The following is a 15,108-nucleotide window of genomic DNA, read 5'->3' on the forward strand; positions in this document are numbered from 1 at the left end:
GGTGAAGACTTGCGACTCGTATTTCCCGGTATGTCCGTTGCCGGCCATTTCCCTGCGGAGCATATCCGTGGAAGCGATGCGTAGCCATTCAGACGGGATTTTCCCGAAGTGCATCGTGATCTGCGTGGCGTTGACCATCAGCTTGTCGCCGACACGCCGGAACGTGACGGGGAACCCTTCCTCGAAGTGCATGACGATGTCGTCCTGCGGGACGGCGTGCAGCTCCCCGGCTTCCAGTTCCAGAAGCTTGTTGCCCCACACTTCCAATTCATCAAGCAGGTCACGGGGTATAATAGTCTCCTTGCGTACCAGTTGTAAAAGCCGACGCATATCGATGGGACGGAAACCCCACTGTTCCCTGCCGTTTTTCCGGAAACTGATTTTCAATGCCGTCGGGCAAACACGGGCGATGGCGCCGTTTTCAAGCAGTTCGTCCCGCTTGAGTATATCGCATATATCCACGGCGCAGATATGGAGCTGGCCGTTATGGTTCCGGGAAACCCTTATGTTCCAGTCCCGGAACGGAACATTCCTATTTTCCCTCATAGGTATTTCCTCCTTTCTTTTGGTTATCAGACTTACGTTTGTTTTCAAGCAAGGCTCTCTTATGTGCCATCTTGCGCACCGGATAGTACGTGCGTTTCTCGCCGCAAAGGGCGTCATAATCTTTCAGCATCAGTGTGCCGAGGTCGGCCAGCTCGATTTCCACATCCGGATGCAGATGCCTGAAATAGAGTCCGCCGCTGCATACATACTTGCCCGTGCAACAGAATGAGATAGCCTGCAAGTTGCCTTTTGTCAATTCCGCCGCGCTGTGCAGCGAGCGCGTGACCGCTACAAGAACCTGTGCCCCGTTGAAGATGAGCACCATCTTGGGTCGTTTAAATGTGCTGCGTCTCATGTTGTTCTAAAATTTGCGTTAATTCCTCCTTTGTAAATCTAAGACCGGCAGCCTGTACCAGCCAAGTGTCTGAAACCGTAAATCCACCGGACAGCAGTTCGTCCACGCGCTCCAGAAGGTAGACACCGAACGCGGGATCGATGTAAACGACAAATAATAGAGCCAGACATTCATCAATTAACAGGTGTCCCGACGCCTCGTCACGGATGATCATCTTTTCCCTGTCTATTCCGTAGGCGTCTGCCAACGCCGTTGCCCAGTGATGGAAAGCGACACGGAAATCACGGACATTATGCCGGCGTGCATCTCCTTTGGCCTGGATGAAGCGTGTCGCGTCGAAATAGACCGGTCCGTCTTCCCGTAACGTTCCGAAAAGCAGATCGGGGAACTCCCTGTACCGGATTATCCGGCAGGGAATCTTTTCTTCTTTCATGTTCTCTTTTTCATTGTTCTTGGATTTGTATCTAACGTGGTGCAAAGATATATCTTTTTAATATGAAATACACTATAAATATATACATAAATTACACTTTTAATAAATTGTTAATTACTGATAATAAGATATTTACAACGCAAATAAAACCGAAATATCTATATATTTAAGTTGCATATTTCGGTTTGTAAATCAAGCATTAAGAGTCCCGTTCTCCATATATTCTTTTAGCCGTAAAAACCTCTCTTGAGGATTGTCTCTACTCTTTGAACAAGAAACAAAAAAATTATGGCTACATCGGACAAATCATTTAACGGGGAACTCTTGGAGAGTATTTTTAAGACCTCCAAAAAGACAATTCAGGAGTATGTTCGCGAAATCGAGCGCAACAACCGCTACCGTTCATGTCGTCAGGATACCGGTTCGGGATATATTCTCGATGACCGCGCCCGGCTCATTGACCTGTATGAAGCCTGCCTGCAACAGGACGCTCATATACGTTCCGTTGTCGAGACACTGGAAAGCCAGATTCTCGGCGACCGCTATATGCTTGCCCGTGTAAACGAAAAGGGAAAATACATCAAGGACGTGGCGAACTCCCTGAAGATACAGGGTTCGCAGTTCGACAAGATAATCAAGGGCATAGTGGAATCCAAACTCTACGGGTACACCCTGCTTGAAATCATGCCGCATACTGACCCCAGAACGGGCAGGCTGGCGGAAGTCAACATCATCGAACGGCGTAATGTGTTACCGGACCAGAAAACGGTACTGAAGCGGCAGGGACTGTGGGAGCCGCATTGGGATTTACATGACCCGGCATATTACCGTTGTTATGTACTGGTAAACTCCGGCGACTTGGGACTTTTTTCCGCCACGACCCCTTTGATACTGGCCAAGAAATTCACGGTGGCCAACTATGTGAACTTTTCCCATACTTACGGACAGCCGATTATCCACGGAAAGACGGTCAGCGAGAGCAACGCCGACCGCAAGAGGCTGGCTAACGAGATAGCCAACGCGGCACAGAACAAGGTGGTGGTTACCGGCATTGAGGACGAGGTCGATATCAAGACATTCACCATGTCCAACTCGGAAAAGATATATACCGGGCTTATCGAGTTTGTGAACAAGGAAGTTGCCAACCTCGTGCTCGGCTCCGAGTCGATGGCCGGAGGGATGCAGTCGTACGTGGGTTCCACGAAAGCACACCAGGACATTTTCCGCGACCGTATCGAAGTCTACCGTCGGTATATCGAAAACATCATGAACGAGGAGATAATCCCCCGCCTGGTGGCTATCGGGTATATCCCCGGAGGATTGGAGTTCCGGTATTCGAACCGGATAGAGATGAGCAACGAGGACCGCATCAAGCTCTATTCGCTGATCACGGACAAATATGAAGTGGCGGCCGATGAGATCGAGAAAGAGTTCGGTATCAATGTGGGCCGGCAGCTCAATGTTATCCCGGGATTAGGTTTCGGAGCCGAAGGCGGCTCATCCGGTCTCAGCCACAACGACCGGGGCATCATGTCGGACGAGGAGTATTTCCGGCGTTACGGACGCCCCCGGGGGGCGAAGGTCGGAAATTTTCTGCGGGGAGCGGAATAGAAGCCCGTCTTCCGCTCCCGGACAACGCTCCGTTCAGAGCTGTCAGGGCATCTGCAACCACGGAATCCGATACGGAAAAGGAGTATCGTGTCATTTTCGATGCATTCCGCAGGCTGATCCTCTATTGGGAGAACAGCGCGGAACGTCTCGACATTATAGAGGACATCATCACCCTGCGTGCCTCTTTCCTCATAGACCGTGCGCTGACAGGTCTGCGAATCGACATGGACCGGGCATTGGAGATACTGAAAAATCACAACTCCTTTACAACAGAGAGGGAACGGCAGCAGCGTGACATCCTGATTGCAGCCATAGACAACCTGGTGGATTTTGCCGCGGCAGAGGAGTATTCCATGCTCGGGGAACTGCCCGAGACAGCGGATGAACAGGACATGGAAGCACACGAAAAGATATGCCGCAGGTATAACCTCGTTCATGCGGAGGAAGAGAACAACCAGGTATTCTTCGCGGCCTCGATGGCCGCATGGTGGATGGCGGTGGATATGGATACCGTGCTTACCTACATGACACAAGGCGATGAACGGGTACGTGCCTGGCATCTTTCATTGGAAGGGATTTCCTTCCGCAAATCCGAGTTTCCTCCGGAACTGATACCGCCGATCGAATGGGGATGCCGCTGCTTTCTGGTCGCGGAGGGGTTCGCCGCTGTCCGGGCGGCTTTGCCGGATAAGGGAGACTATCTGGAAAAGGTGGATCCGGTCTTCCGGGAGAGCCTGGCAACCGGCGGGCGTATCTTTTCCGATGCGCACCGCTATTTCTCCGTCCCGCTTCCGGGTTACATGAATGATATTGTGAAACGCATTAAAGGAAAGTTCGCCTATGCCCAAGATAACGCTTGATGAGTTTTGCAGCCACTGGGTAAGCAGGACCAGTACGCGCGTCATGGCCAGCCGGCTAGAGTTCAACGTATTCGACTTCGCAACTGCTGCCGGTGACTATACCAGGCAGCAGTTCCTGTCCTCATTCGCTTCGGGGGGATTCAACGGTAGCAAATGGGCGCCTCGTACCTCCAAATGGGGAAAGAGGTTCACCCATCCTCTCATGAACGATACGGGGACTCTGGCCCGGAGCATACAGTCGGAAGCCGGCCGGACAGACATAGTGGGACGGCGTTCGGACCGTACGCGCATCTTCCGGAAAGGCGCCAGGTATTGCATGTGGACTACGGAAAAGAGCTTTCCAGTCAAGGGCAAGCGGGGACGCAGCAAGGAGCGTTACGGGCATTATGCCGCCATACACAATACCGATCCGAAGTTCGGGCTGTACACGGTAAACCAGTATTCCACGCGCCGTCCCGTACACCGGCAGTTCATCGGATTCTCACCGAAAACGGACGACTATATCGCCGTCCATTTCATAGATATGATTTTTAAAGGATTTCCACACCAGCCGCTATGATAAAAGACAAACACCCCGCACCACAGCCCGCACAACCGTCGGCACCGGCGGAGAGCCTGCCTGAAGAAGTTTCCGCGAACCCTTTCGTGGAGATATACCGGGCCGTTAAGCGGGCTGTCCTGACCCTGCGGGAGAATCCGGACGACCCGTTGTCGCCGCCCCTGTTCAAAACCGTCGCTATCGACAACGGCCAGTTCGCCCGCATTGTTCGTGACGATAACACGGAGTATGAGACTGTGTTCCCTGCCGTGTTCATCCACTTTATCAACGTGAGGTACCTGGTACAGCAACAGCGTATCGGTGAGGGACGCGCCACCATGCGCGTGCGGTTTATCCTGAATACGCTCAACAATGCGGACGAAGACAAGGAATGCGAGGCGTTTCTGGTCTTCCAGCGGCTCAATGTAGCCATACAGGATGCCAAGAACCATGAGCCGGCGCTGAGCGAGCGGTGCAACCTGACCTATTTCGACATGCCGCTTTCAACCAATATGTTGCAGGCGTACTGGATAGACTACGAGGTATGGTTCAGGGAATCTTCCGCGTGGAAATACAGGGACTGGGTAAAAAGGTATGTGGTCATGCCCCCGTTCACCCAACACAGCGATGCGCCGCAACATGACAGCGGCGGACACGGCTTCCATCCGCGTCCGGAACATGACGAAGTATCTGGTTTTTCGGATACCGGATCGAAAAATTGAAATCCATGCAGGAGATTTATCCGCACTGCGTATAAACAGACATGAATCAGCAGATAATACAAGACTCATGATACATTTTCTGTACTTGCTGAATTTAGAATGTTCAGCATGCCGGTCTTGATACAAATAGTTGCAACCGGTCTGTAATTTGAACAATCTATTATACTGTAAAGATAATCGCATTTCCATAAATGGATGGATTCTCATATTTCCACTTCCATAAATAGCAGTGCAAAACCTTTTCTTTTCCCACCGCCTACTCTTGTTCAAATAACCCTTGCATATGGATATGAACACACTTCAATATGTCGTCGGAGAGGCGAAGGCAGGCCAGCCGGCTGTTATCCGTTTCTTCGGTCGCGTGACGGAAGAGACGACCTCACGTTTCAATGACGAGTTCGACTTTTTGGAAAATATCATCCGTCCCTCCTGTATCCGTGTGTTGATCAACTCGGAGGGCGGCAGTGTCCTTTACGGCATGTCCACCTATTCCACCATCGCCAATGCCACGGTGGATACGGAATGTATCATCGAAGGGGTCGCGGCATCGATGGCCTCCATCATCTGGGCGGCGGGCAAGCGTTCTCTCATGCGTGATTATGCCATACTGATGATTCATAACCCGATGTTGCCGGACGATGACGGAGGGGAACCGTCGGACATGGTAACGGCTTTTACCAAACAGATCGAGACGATTTACCGGAAACGGTTCGGCCTGAAAGCGGAGCATGTGCGGGCCATCATGGACGGACAGGCAGGAAAGGACGGGACCTATTTCGACGCACAGGCTGCCGTCAAGGCCGGCATCATACCTGCGGAGCATGTCATCCATACCTCGAAGCAGCTTTGCCGTAAAGTGCATGACGAGATAGAAGGATTGACCGATACGGCCGCCATCCAGGAACTGATGAGCCGTGTCAGCGCGGGAAATAAACCTTTCAAAGGCATTGAACCTACTCTTACAGAAACGGAAAACGATATGGCAAACGAAAACAAGACACAAGGCTTTGAGTACGGGGCGATTGCAGCCTCGCTGGGCATGAAGGACGGTGAGGTCAAGGACGTGATGGCACGTATCTCTGAACTGGCCGCGATGGAACCCAAATACAGAGAAATACAGAAATCACTGAGCGACGCGCAGACCGTCATCGCCGGAAAAGACGCCTCCATCCGGAACTTGCAGACAGACCTGGCCGCAGCGACGGCACGCCTTTCCGCCTACGAGCAGAAAGAGAAGGACGAGCAGGCTTCCCGTATCGAGACATTGGTGGAGAATGCCATTGCAGAAGGCAAGATTGACCGTGAGGCGAAAACGCAGTGGGTGGAGATGGCCGGTTCCAACTTCGAGTTGGCGGAAAGCACGCTGGCTTCCATTCCCGCGCGGGAGAAAATCTCGAAGGAAATCGCCGATGACCCTGCCAACATCCAGGCCACGGCGGAAGCGACAAAGACCGCCGAACAGCTGATGGCCGAGAAGGTGGCGGAAGTGGTCGGTGCGGATTTCAAGTTCCGAAAGCTCTGACAGACTATCCGCGGGCGTCCGCCCGATTTTAACTGACATGCCGGAGACCGCAGTGTCTCGCGCGGAAACAGCAGGTATCCGCCAGTCGGCCGAGTTTCATTCTTCAACGGAAAACTTAAAACGACAATGGCTGATACAGTAAACTTTCTTCAAAACGGGTATAGCGGCGAAGTACTTGAGGACTTGCTGACCTATACCGTGCAGGGCAATGATACAGTCCGCGAGGGACTGATTCATATCAAGACGGGCATCCAGCACCGCTATACGCTTCCTGCCATCAAGCTGGGCAACATTATCCAGGACAACGTGCCGACCCCACAACCCATCCACGGAGCCAAGGGCGATGACGGCACGAACGAGTACCAGTTCACCGAACGCCATCTTGAGCCGTCCGATTTTATGGTCTATCTCGAGTTTAACCCGAGGGACTACGAGAAGTACTGGCGTTTCGCGCAGCCGGAAGGCAATCTCGTGTTCCGCGAGCTCGACCCGAAAATCCAGGCGACGATGCTCCGTCTCCTTATGGACAAGAAAAACGAGTATATCGGAAACGCCATCTGGACTTCCGCCCGCGGAGGAGAGACGGTGGCCAAGATTACCGCACCGGAAGGCTGCACGAAAATCGGAGCCAACAAGGAGAAATATTTTGACGGGGTCATCAAACGGATCCTCGACAATGTGAACTCCTCCGATGCCGAGGTGGTTGCCGGAGGGCAGTGCATCATTTCGGGAACGACCGAGCTGACGGACGGGGCCGCGGTGGAGGCGGCGCTCTATGCGATGTGGAGGAAATGTCCGAAGCAGATCCGAAAGAAGACATCTCTGACCTTTGTGGTCGGATGGGACGCCTGGGACGCGTATGACCAATATATCTCGGACAAGCAGGTCAAGTATTCCGAGAATACCGAGGTCAACCGCTATCGCTTCAAGGGCAAGCGCATCGTCCCGGTCGTGGGAATCCCCGAACACACGATGGTGCTCGGCGAGTTCTCCACCGGCATGGACTCCAACCTGTGGATGGGGGTGGATTACGCGAACGACACGGACATCCTGAAAATCGACCGTCTGCAGGCCAACTCCGAGCTGTTCTTTTTCCAGATGCGCATGAAAATGGACGTGAACATCGTCCGCCCGGCGGAGATCGTGGTCCATACCGCCTACAAGAAGAGCGAATAACACACCTTTCTTCATTCTCAATATCCACCCGGGGAGCGGAGGCAAGGCCCCGTTCCCCATTTTCATTCTACTGTTATGGCAAAGAAAATCAACACGGAGGAAACTCCGCAGACAGACAACAATAATATTCCTGCACCGGAGGCTCAGGCGGTGCCCGTTCCGGAAACGGCATCGGAAAACCTCGGGACAGGCGGCGAGACTGAAGACAGGCTGCCGGCCAAGACCGCGGGGAAAGGGAATGCAGGGTCGGAGGAGACGACAGAGCCTCACATCCTGTCCCTGTTGAAAAAGTTCCCGGCATATCCGTCGCTGTACATCGACACGCACGGAGGAACCTATGCGCCGGACACGGCGGCCGCCATCAGGGGCAAGGCCGTACTCTACAGGAATCCTTTCTACAACGAACTTAAAAAGAAATCATAATGGCACTCGGTAATGTATTTATCAAGGATGTGGACGGCAATATTCCTTACGATACCGGCTCGTCGGGCGAGAAGGTGACGGGACTGCTGTTCGACGTGTCCCTCCAGCCGACGCTTTTCACGGAGGGGTATGGTAAAACCAATGAGACCAGGCTCAAGCCTGGCGATGTCTGCTACATCACCTCGTTCAAGTCCGCCGTGAACGACTTCGGTATCATCGAACGTGTGGAGGCAACCGACGAGGAGGAGATGAATGTCAATTTCCTGCACGGCATCCCGGCATACCATATCCGTGAATTTTTCCGCATGTCCGGCAATCCGGGCGGTTCAGGAAAACTCTACGTGATGTTCGCGGACTGTTCGGCGAACTGGGATGCGCTGGAAATCATGCAGCGTGCTGCCGGGGGTATGATCAACCAGATAGGCATATGGACGGAACAGCCGCTGTGGAAAGCGAACGGCGCATCGGAACAATACAACCTCAATCTGGTAAAGGGGCTCAACGACGTGGCCGTGGGGCTTGCGGAGCAGAACCAGCCGCTCTCGCTCATCCTTTCCGCCAATCCTTCCAATACGGGGGCGGATACGACTGAGGGGCGTCAGATTGACCTGAATAAAATACCTTCATGCATCTGTGAATCAAGCCGTATCAGCTGTATATTCGGCCAGGCGCATCACGAAAAGATCTCCACGATGCAGATGTGCAACAGGAACCATACGCCCGTGGGATTTTTGGGAGCGGTTATGGGAGCCATAGCAAAGGCCAACGTGCACGAATCCATCGCATGGGTCAAGCAGTTCAATCTCTTCGCGGACGATTTCCAGGAAATAGAGTTGGGGTTCGGGGACATCAACCTCGACGAGGCAGAGGAGAACTTCCTCAGCCTGAACCGGTACGAGTCACTCTCCCCGTCACTGCTGGACGAACTCGACGATAAGGGGTATATTTTTCCCATCAAGTATGCCGGCCGCGAGAACGGGATCTACATCTCGAAAGACCAGACATGCTCACATGGGGATTTCCGTACCATTGCCCGGAACCGCACCATCAACAAGAGCCGCCGTGCCGTGCGTGCAGCCCTGCTGCCGTATGTGAACTCACCGCTGATGGTCAATCCTTCAACCGGGTTCCTCGCCCCGTCGAAGATTACAGCTTTCAAGACACTCATCGGGGATATACTGGCCAAGATGCAGGCGGCGCAGGAAATTTCAGGATACGCCGTCACTATCGACCCGAACCAGAACGTGTTGGTGGACGACACGCTGCGCATCTCCTATGTCCTTGTCCCGGTGGGCGTGGCCGTGAAGATTTATGTAGAGGAAGGACTGTCATTAACCGCAAATAAGACATAGCATATGGCAATAATCAACAATGTAGCATACTCGTGGTCGATGATAACCCTGTCATCGACCGCCCTGGGAATCGATGAAGGTTCCACGACCCTTGAAGGCGTGTCGGCCATCAAATGGTCGAAGAAGCGCAAGGTCGAAAGTAACTACGGCATGGGAGGACGGCCGGTGTCGAGGGGGTTCGGGAACATTACCTATACGGCGAGCATCACGATGGACTATGCCACGCAACAGCTGTTGCGTTCGGTGTACGGCTCGCTGCTCGAAATCGGCGAGTTCGACCTGATTATCAGCTTTGCCAACCCGATGGCCGGCGAGGACTGGACAACGACGACCGTAACGCTCAAAGGTTGCATCTTCACGGAGGATTGTCTCGAGTCACAGCAGGATGATACCAATATCACCCATGAATTCGATCTCAACCCGTTCGATATCCAAATCGGCTCGGGTGATACAATCTAAGCTGTCATGGATGTAACTTTCGAGGGGAAATCTTCTACCGGAAAGAACGAATGGCTCACGCCTCCCTGCCTGCTTCGGAGGCTGGGGCCGTTCGATTTGGATCCGTGTTCGCCCGTAAACCGCCCATGGGATACGGCGCGACATCACTATACCATTGAGGATGACGGCCTGCAACAACCCTGGTTCGGACGTGTGTTCTGCAATCCTCCCTATGACACTGCACTGATTGTCCGGTTTATCCGCAGGTGTGTCGAACACAGGAATGCCGTCGCGCTCACTTTTGCCCGCACGGACACGCGCCTGTTCCACGAACTGATATTCCCAAACGCCGATTCAATACTCTTTATCAAGGGACGGCTCAGTTTTTACCATGTTACGGGGGAACAGGGTGGTACGGCCGGAGCGCCGTCATGCCTGATCGCCTTCAACAAAGAAAATACCGCGGTTCTGGAAACATGCGGTATCGACGGGAAGTTGGTGAAGCCACGACTTCAATAGTCAACCATAAATTTGTTACATAATAACCCGTCTGTTTGCCGGATATTGACCTTGGCTGACAGACGGGATTTATGTATGGCAGACTTAAATCGAAATATGCGCTTCCTTATCGAATGACGTATGCTCGTTACTGAACACATAGCCCAACTGGTTGCATATGCACCGGGTGTTTCCGATGACCTTATTGATATTGCGGTGCGAGTGGCCATATATCCAGTATTCAATCGGGCTGTCTGCAATGAAACCGCCAAGCTCCACGGTAAATGCCCCATTGAGCGGACTGCCCTTGAACTCCGGCGCCATCAGTTCGAATGACGGTACATGATGAGTGGCGACAATGAGATGTCTGGCAGTACTTTGTTTTACGCTCTGTTCCAGAAAACGGAAACAGCGCGAATGTTCGTCATTGAACCTTGTCCAGTCCAGCGGTTCGCTGCCGTAACGCATCCTGCGGAAATCTGTGATGGCTGCCTCAGTTTCATAGGCATCCTGCAACAGGATATGTGACCACAGTGTGGTAGCGATCAATTCTATATCGTTACCCAATGGGATAACGGCATTATAGTGGCAGGTGATGTTTTCCCTGATTTTGAGCGACCAGCCGTTATACAGCTTGTCTATGTCGAACATCTTGTAAAACTCGTGGTTTCCGGGAACCACGATGACCCGGCTGTAATTTCCGGAAGCCCAGTCCCAGAACGGATGTCTGGAGTAGTTCTCATCTCCGATATATCCTATATCTCCGGCAAGGACAAGCACTTCTCCGGCAACAGCCAGCGGGTTGTGCTTCAAAAAACTGCTGTTCTCCCGAAACTCGAGATGCAGGTCGGATGCGTATTGGATTCTCATTGTTGTGTTATGAAATTGGCTTCAAGTTGTTCCAATAACTGTTCTCCGGAAATGCTTTTAAGTCCTGCCGATTTGAAAAAATCAGAGTTTGGCACTTCTTCTTTGACAGCCAGGCAAAACCTGTCAACATCTTGTTTAAGCGAATCAGGAACTTCGTAGGTGTCGGCAGGAGCAAGCATGGCAACCAGCCGGAATACATCTTTCTTGTGCTTGACGATATGTTTGCTGTCCACTTGTTCTCCATTGTTTTTCCGCTCGGTCATTTCTAAATAGGCCCTGCATTTCAGACAGATAAGACTTTCAATGTTCGCAATATGTACGCCCTCCTCCAACGTGCTGTGTTCAATGGTATAATTATAATAGTCATCATCCATCAAAATGGCTGACAGACTTGACAGGTCATCATCAACCGGAATGGGGGTAATGTGGGCATCGTCCGGGAATTTGACAACCCCGATATTTCGTGAAAAGAGTTCTATCTGATACGGGAAATCCGGATTTCCCGGTTCCTTGAACCTGTAATATTCATGCCTGCATTCCCCGTTCCCGGTTCCCTTATTCCTTTGTCTGTACCCTGCGGTTTTTACAAACTCCCAGAATTTTGCAGCAAAATCCGAAGACAGCGCCTCCACAATCAGTATAATGTCTATGTCCTTGGTCGCCCTTGGAGTTTGTGCATATATTTCTTCATGCATTTCACAGGCAGTACCACCTATGATGACATAGTTTCCTTCATATCCGGTGAAAAACTCCCTGAATTTATCAATTCCTCTTACCATATCATATTATTTATCATAGTTTCCAATTCTATTTGAATGCGTTCATCATCCATATCCTTCATGGCCAGAAATAAAGACAATTTGTCTACAATGCCGTTTTTTGAGAAAAAACATGGATTGTAACGCCATATCTCTATGCGGGTCTCGCCATATTCCTTGTCTGTCCGGATTTGCAACCGTCGAGCTTCTTCTTTTGCAATGGCATAAGTGTCATTTTTTTCCTTGTTCAGCATTGAATATTCCGACAAGGCATTTACTCCACTAATACAAAATACTTCATCAGGCAGACTATCGGTATATACAATCCGCTCGATGGGGTTCGCCAGGAACGGCAACATCCTGTCCCATAATTCACGCTTTTTGAACTGAAATATCATACTCTTTGTCTTGCCGCCGGATAAAGCGATAACTTCTTTATCTTTCAGCCATCTGACCGCCCGGTTTACATTGGCATACGACACGTTGAAAAGATCTGCAATATCATAAGTTCCTTTCCCTTCGAGAGACTTTACTTCAAGATGATAAAGGATTATGCATTGGGCAATTGCAGGAATCTGCGTTTCTTCACCGCCCCCGATATTATTTTTATGCGGTTTCAAATCTATCAACAAATCCGGTATGAACATTTGCTTTTGCGGTATGATGAAATTTACACGATGTCTGACAAGACGCCGTACATTATAGGCCGCCACTGTACGCAATACAAATATTACCGGGCATTGGGCTTTTCGCTCAACCAGTTCTTTTTGTTTCCGCATCTGCCCCGGAGTATATGCAGAACTGTCTGCACTATACAGAAGAACTACGTCATGCCCCAACAAGTTAGCCGTACAAAATGTATAACCGGCAGTAATATTGGCTGGGAATGTATGCAAGACATCCTTTTCGACCGGCCTGATGTCCGCCCTCAAATCAAGCAATTCAGCGATGTACCGGCTTGTCACATCTATAAAATCATCTATTTTGCACATAATCATTTATGTTTGAGAATATGCAAAATTAACGATTATATACTATATATCAAAGAAATATATGAAATATATTCAGCGAAATTTCCTTTAAAGACTGATCTGGGAATATCAGGAGCAAAGAAGTTTTTTGTATAACATATGGATTACAAGTGAATAAGAACCGTGTCTTCAACCTTTCCACGATTCTTTGTCCTACTCTTTCGGTGAATCAAAACAAATTCGATATGGACGAAAAAATGCTTTCATTGGAACAGGAGATCAAGATCAAGGAAAAAGCCCTCAAACTGAAAGAGGAGAAGAAACTCCGCAAGATTTGTCCGATGGTCGTTTTCGGAGACACCGCAAACGGCGAGAAAGAGATTTATGTGGCCTACATGTCCGAACCGAGCTTTCCGCAGTTCAGCAAATTCATGGCCGCTTCCAAAAAGGACGAGGTAATCGCCATGCGCACGTTGGCCCGCGACTGCTTCGTGGACGGAGATAAGGAACTCGTGGACGACGAGTCGCTCTTCCTGTTCGGTCTGATGGGACAGCTTTCCGAGCTGATCACCACCCGCCAGAGTGTCCTGGTAAACTTATAAGCCGGTGGGTAGTGACCGACGAGCAGCGCATCCGCCAGCGGATGATCTATGTCCGCCACTACTTTCCCGGCGTCAACCTCGACACGATTTCCGACGAGGAGTTCGCGATGCTTTCCGAAGAGGCGTTGTGGCTGCACGAGCAGATGCTCATCAGCCGTATGCCCGTTCCGATGTCATTGCCGGAGAGGACTCCTTGACCTGCCGCCGTAAGCTTCCGGTTTGCGGCGGCCTTCGTTTCATAATCTCCGCCCTTGCGGAAAGACTATTCTTTTAACGCAGTACCCATTACCATGGCTCAGGAACAGAACTATCAGGTCAACTACTCCATCAACGTGGATGCCTCTCAGGGCACCAAGCAGGTTATCGCCTTCGGTGAGGCGGTAGGCAAGCTGGTACAGGCGAAAGCGTCCCTGACTCCGGCCGTCACGAACATCAAGAATATGATGGACGAGATAGACCGCGTGTTCCGCACCAAGAACGGCAAGAAACGTAATTTCGATTACCGCCTGACCATCGATACGAAAAAAAGCGAAGAGAAGCTGGAACGTATCAAGGGGTTACTCACGGATATTTCCACGCTTTCCAAAGGCATCAGCCTGACCATCAATGCCGGTCAGGCTTTGGACAGCAAGAAAATCAAGGCCAACGCCAAAAGCCTTTACGAGAAAAAGGCTGCCGAGATGCGCAAAGCGGAGATCGAAAAGAATGCCGCCTCGTCCGTTGGCACGATGGCAGACGCGCAGAAACGCATTACCAAAGCCATCGGGAAAATCAACTCCGCCCTGGTTTCCATGGAACGTGACCGGGAACTGCAAATCAAGACCGGGACGGCGGAAAACAGGTTGCAGCAGATACTTTCCCTATTGGGTCGTATCAAAAGTGCTTCTGTCATTTCTTTCAACATGCAGGGAGGCATACCATCCGAAGGACTCACACCTTCCGTTCCGGTGCCATATGCTCCGCAGGCCTTCGTAATGCCCGAAAAGGCCCGGCAAAAACTGATGGAACGGCTTTATGCAGGACAGCAGCTGCATCGCCAGAAACTGGTCCACGCGGAGGAGCTCTTTACCGCAGACCAGCGCCGTAAGGCGGCTCTGGCAGAAACCGCCGCGGCGGAAAAGCGGCGTGCCGATGAAGCGCGGGCTAAAGAACGGGAGTGCAAGAATGCCGCCCGTGCTGCGGAGAAAATACGCCGGCAGGCAGAACAGGCACGCCGTAAGGCAGAAACGGAACGTATAAAGGCCGAGCAGGCTGCAAGACGGCAGGAACAGCGCAATGCGATGCAGTCCGTCAGGCTCATGCAGCGGGAACATACTGCAGCCGGTACGCTCTACCGCAGTAAACGCCGTGCCGCCATCAACCGTATCCAGTATTCGAAAGCGCCGTCACTCAGGAACCTCCCGTTCGCTTCGATGCTCAATGCCTATATGGGT

The 15,108-nt window shown here is 51.5% G+C and carries 17 protein-coding genes and 2 pseudogenes; 13 read left to right on the forward strand and 6 right to left on the reverse strand.

Annotation, left to right across the window (positions count from 1 at the left end; all coding sequences use genetic code 11):
• The 3 genes and pseudogenes from ABUA47_RS15775 to ABUA47_RS15785 form a co-directional block, all read right to left on the reverse strand.
• A pseudogene (locus ABUA47_RS15775) lies at window positions 1–546 on the reverse strand (DNA-binding protein); the annotation flags it as partial.
• On the reverse strand, window positions 533–871 hold the full coding sequence (locus ABUA47_RS15780) for a hypothetical protein (protein WP_004303967.1): 339 nt from the start codon (window positions 869–871) through the stop codon (window positions 533–535). The pseudogene ABUA47_RS15775 and the gene ABUA47_RS15780, both read right to left, overlap by 14 nt.
• 10 nt (window positions 872–881) lie before the next feature.
• The gene (locus ABUA47_RS15785) at window positions 882–1,379 is read right to left on the reverse strand and encodes a hypothetical protein (protein WP_004303968.1); all 498 of its coding nucleotides are present in this window, start codon (window positions 1,377–1,379) and stop codon (window positions 882–884) included.
• A 243-nt stretch (window positions 1,380–1,622) separates the two neighbouring features.
• Here ABUA47_RS15785 and ABUA47_RS15790 point away from each other — a divergent pair, with 243 nt between their 5' ends.
• The 10 genes from ABUA47_RS15790 (at window position 1,623) to ABUA47_RS15835 (ending at window position 10,495) form a co-directional block, all read left to right on the forward strand.
• The gene (locus ABUA47_RS15790; RefSeq protein WP_004303969.1) at window positions 1,623–2,945 is read left to right on the forward strand and encodes a DUF935 family protein; all 1,323 of its coding nucleotides are present in this window, start codon (window positions 1,623–1,625) and stop codon (window positions 2,943–2,945) included.
• Window positions 2,946–3,169: 224 nt separating this feature from the next.
• A complete protein-coding gene (locus ABUA47_RS15795; protein ID WP_004303970.1) occupies window positions 3,170–3,805 on the forward strand; it encodes a phage minor head protein in 636 nt (211 codons plus the stop codon).
• Window positions 3,786–4,364 carry a hypothetical protein gene (locus tag ABUA47_RS15800; protein ID WP_004303971.1) on the forward strand — a complete coding sequence of 193 codons (579 nt, stop codon included), beginning with the start codon at window positions 3,786–3,788 and terminating at the stop codon, window positions 4,362–4,364. Before ABUA47_RS15795 ends, ABUA47_RS15800 begins: the two co-directional genes overlap by 20 nt.
• Window positions 4,361–5,065 carry a hypothetical protein gene (locus ABUA47_RS15805; protein WP_004303972.1) on the forward strand — a complete coding sequence of 235 codons (705 nt, stop codon included), beginning with the start codon at window positions 4,361–4,363 and terminating at the stop codon, window positions 5,063–5,065. Before ABUA47_RS15800 ends, ABUA47_RS15805 begins: the two co-directional genes overlap by 4 nt.
• 283 nt (window positions 5,066–5,348) lie before the next feature.
• Window positions 5,349–6,587, forward strand: coding sequence for a Clp protease ClpP (locus ABUA47_RS15810; protein WP_004293607.1), 1,239 nt, complete (start codon window positions 5,349–5,351; stop codon window positions 6,585–6,587).
• A 126-nt stretch (window positions 6,588–6,713) separates the two neighbouring features.
• A complete protein-coding gene (locus ABUA47_RS15815) occupies window positions 6,714–7,763 on the forward strand; it encodes a hypothetical protein (RefSeq protein WP_004293606.1) in 1,050 nt (349 codons plus the stop codon).
• A gap of 75 nt (window positions 7,764–7,838) precedes the next feature.
• Window positions 7,839–8,186, forward strand: a complete 348-nt coding sequence (locus tag ABUA47_RS15820) for a hypothetical protein (protein ID WP_004293605.1) — start codon at window positions 7,839–7,841, stop codon at window positions 8,184–8,186.
• Window positions 8,186–9,538, forward strand: a complete 1,353-nt coding sequence (locus tag ABUA47_RS15825) for a DUF2586 family protein (RefSeq protein WP_004303973.1) — start codon at window positions 8,186–8,188, stop codon at window positions 9,536–9,538. The genes ABUA47_RS15820 and ABUA47_RS15825 overlap by 1 nt, the downstream gene beginning before the upstream one ends.
• A 3-nt stretch (window positions 9,539–9,541) precedes the next feature.
• Entirely contained in the window at window positions 9,542–9,997 is a 456-nt protein-coding gene (locus ABUA47_RS15830) for a hypothetical protein (protein WP_004293603.1), read from the forward strand.
• A 6-nt stretch (window positions 9,998–10,003) separates the two neighbouring features.
• Window positions 10,004–10,495, forward strand: a complete 492-nt coding sequence (locus ABUA47_RS15835) for a DNA N-6-adenine-methyltransferase (RefSeq protein WP_004293602.1) — start codon at window positions 10,004–10,006, stop codon at window positions 10,493–10,495.
• 84 nt (window positions 10,496–10,579) lie between these two features.
• Here the strand turns inward: ABUA47_RS15835 and ABUA47_RS15840 are convergent, their stop codons facing one another.
• The 3 genes from ABUA47_RS15840 to ABUA47_RS15850 are packed head-to-tail and all read right to left on the reverse strand — an operon-like array spanning window position 10,580 to window position 13,094.
• Window positions 10,580–11,344 (reverse strand): metallophosphoesterase, encoded by a 765-nt coding sequence (locus tag ABUA47_RS15840; protein WP_004293601.1) that lies wholly within the window; start codon window positions 11,342–11,344, stop codon window positions 10,580–10,582.
• A complete protein-coding gene (locus ABUA47_RS15845) occupies window positions 11,341–12,123 on the reverse strand; it encodes a hypothetical protein (protein ID WP_004303974.1) in 783 nt (260 codons plus the stop codon). The genes ABUA47_RS15840 and ABUA47_RS15845 overlap by 4 nt, the downstream gene beginning before the upstream one ends.
• A complete protein-coding gene (locus ABUA47_RS15850; protein WP_004303975.1) occupies window positions 12,117–13,094 on the reverse strand; it encodes a hypothetical protein in 978 nt (325 codons plus the stop codon). Before ABUA47_RS15850 ends, ABUA47_RS15845 begins: the two co-directional genes overlap by 7 nt.
• Before the next feature lie 224 nt (window positions 13,095–13,318).
• Here ABUA47_RS15850 and ABUA47_RS15855 point away from each other — a divergent pair, with 224 nt between their 5' ends.
• From ABUA47_RS15855 to ABUA47_RS15865, 3 genes and pseudogenes are all read left to right on the forward strand, one after another.
• Complete coding sequence (locus ABUA47_RS15855; protein ID WP_008860783.1) at window positions 13,319–13,675, forward strand: hypothetical protein; 357 nt, start codon at window positions 13,319–13,321, stop codon at window positions 13,673–13,675.
• A gap of 11 nt (window positions 13,676–13,686) precedes the next feature.
• Window positions 13,687–13,872, forward strand: coding sequence for a hypothetical protein (locus ABUA47_RS15860; protein WP_004293597.1), 186 nt, complete (start codon window positions 13,687–13,689; stop codon window positions 13,870–13,872).
• Between the two features lie 93 nt (window positions 13,873–13,965).
• A pseudogene (locus ABUA47_RS15865) lies at window positions 13,966–15,108 on the forward strand (phage tail tape measure protein); the annotation flags it as partial.

The sequence above is a fragment of the Bacteroides sp. RTP31139st1_H2_RTP31139_211217 genome (assembly GCF_040227615.1).
Taxonomy (GTDB): Bacteria; Bacteroidota; Bacteroidia; order Bacteroidales; family Bacteroidaceae; genus Bacteroides; species Bacteroides uniformis.

Coding starts and splice junctions, on each gene's coding strand:
- ABUA47_RS15780 (WP_004303967.1), bottom strand. CDS start 871: ATGGTGCTCATCTTCAACGGGGCACAGGTTCTTGTAGCGGTCACGCGC.
- ABUA47_RS15790 (WP_004303969.1), top strand. CDS start 1,623: ATGGCTACATCGGACAAATCATTTAACGGGGAACTCTTGGAGAGTATT.
- ABUA47_RS15795 (WP_004303970.1), top strand. CDS start 3,170: ATGGACCGGGCATTGGAGATACTGAAAAATCACAACTCCTTTACAACA.
- ABUA47_RS15800 (WP_004303971.1), top strand. CDS start 3,786: ATGCCCAAGATAACGCTTGATGAGTTTTGCAGCCACTGGGTAAGCAGG.
- ABUA47_RS15805 (WP_004303972.1), top strand. CDS start 4,361: ATGATAAAAGACAAACACCCCGCACCACAGCCCGCACAACCGTCGGCA.
- ABUA47_RS15810 (WP_004293607.1), top strand. CDS start 5,349: ATGGATATGAACACACTTCAATATGTCGTCGGAGAGGCGAAGGCAGGC.
- ABUA47_RS15815 (WP_004293606.1), top strand. CDS start 6,714: ATGGCTGATACAGTAAACTTTCTTCAAAACGGGTATAGCGGCGAAGTA.
- ABUA47_RS15820 (WP_004293605.1), top strand. CDS start 7,839: ATGGCAAAGAAAATCAACACGGAGGAAACTCCGCAGACAGACAACAAT.
- ABUA47_RS15825 (WP_004303973.1), top strand. CDS start 8,186: ATGGCACTCGGTAATGTATTTATCAAGGATGTGGACGGCAATATTCCT.
- ABUA47_RS15830 (WP_004293603.1), top strand. CDS start 9,542: ATGGCAATAATCAACAATGTAGCATACTCGTGGTCGATGATAACCCTG.
- ABUA47_RS15835 (WP_004293602.1), top strand. CDS start 10,004: ATGGATGTAACTTTCGAGGGGAAATCTTCTACCGGAAAGAACGAATGG.
- ABUA47_RS15840 (WP_004293601.1), bottom strand. CDS start 11,344: ATGAGAATCCAATACGCATCCGACCTGCATCTCGAGTTTCGGGAGAAC.
- ABUA47_RS15845 (WP_004303974.1), bottom strand. CDS start 12,123: ATGGTAAGAGGAATTGATAAATTCAGGGAGTTTTTCACCGGATATGAA.
- ABUA47_RS15850 (WP_004303975.1), bottom strand. CDS start 13,094: ATGTGCAAAATAGATGATTTTATAGATGTGACAAGCCGGTACATCGCT.
- ABUA47_RS15855 (WP_008860783.1), top strand. CDS start 13,319: ATGGACGAAAAAATGCTTTCATTGGAACAGGAGATCAAGATCAAGGAA.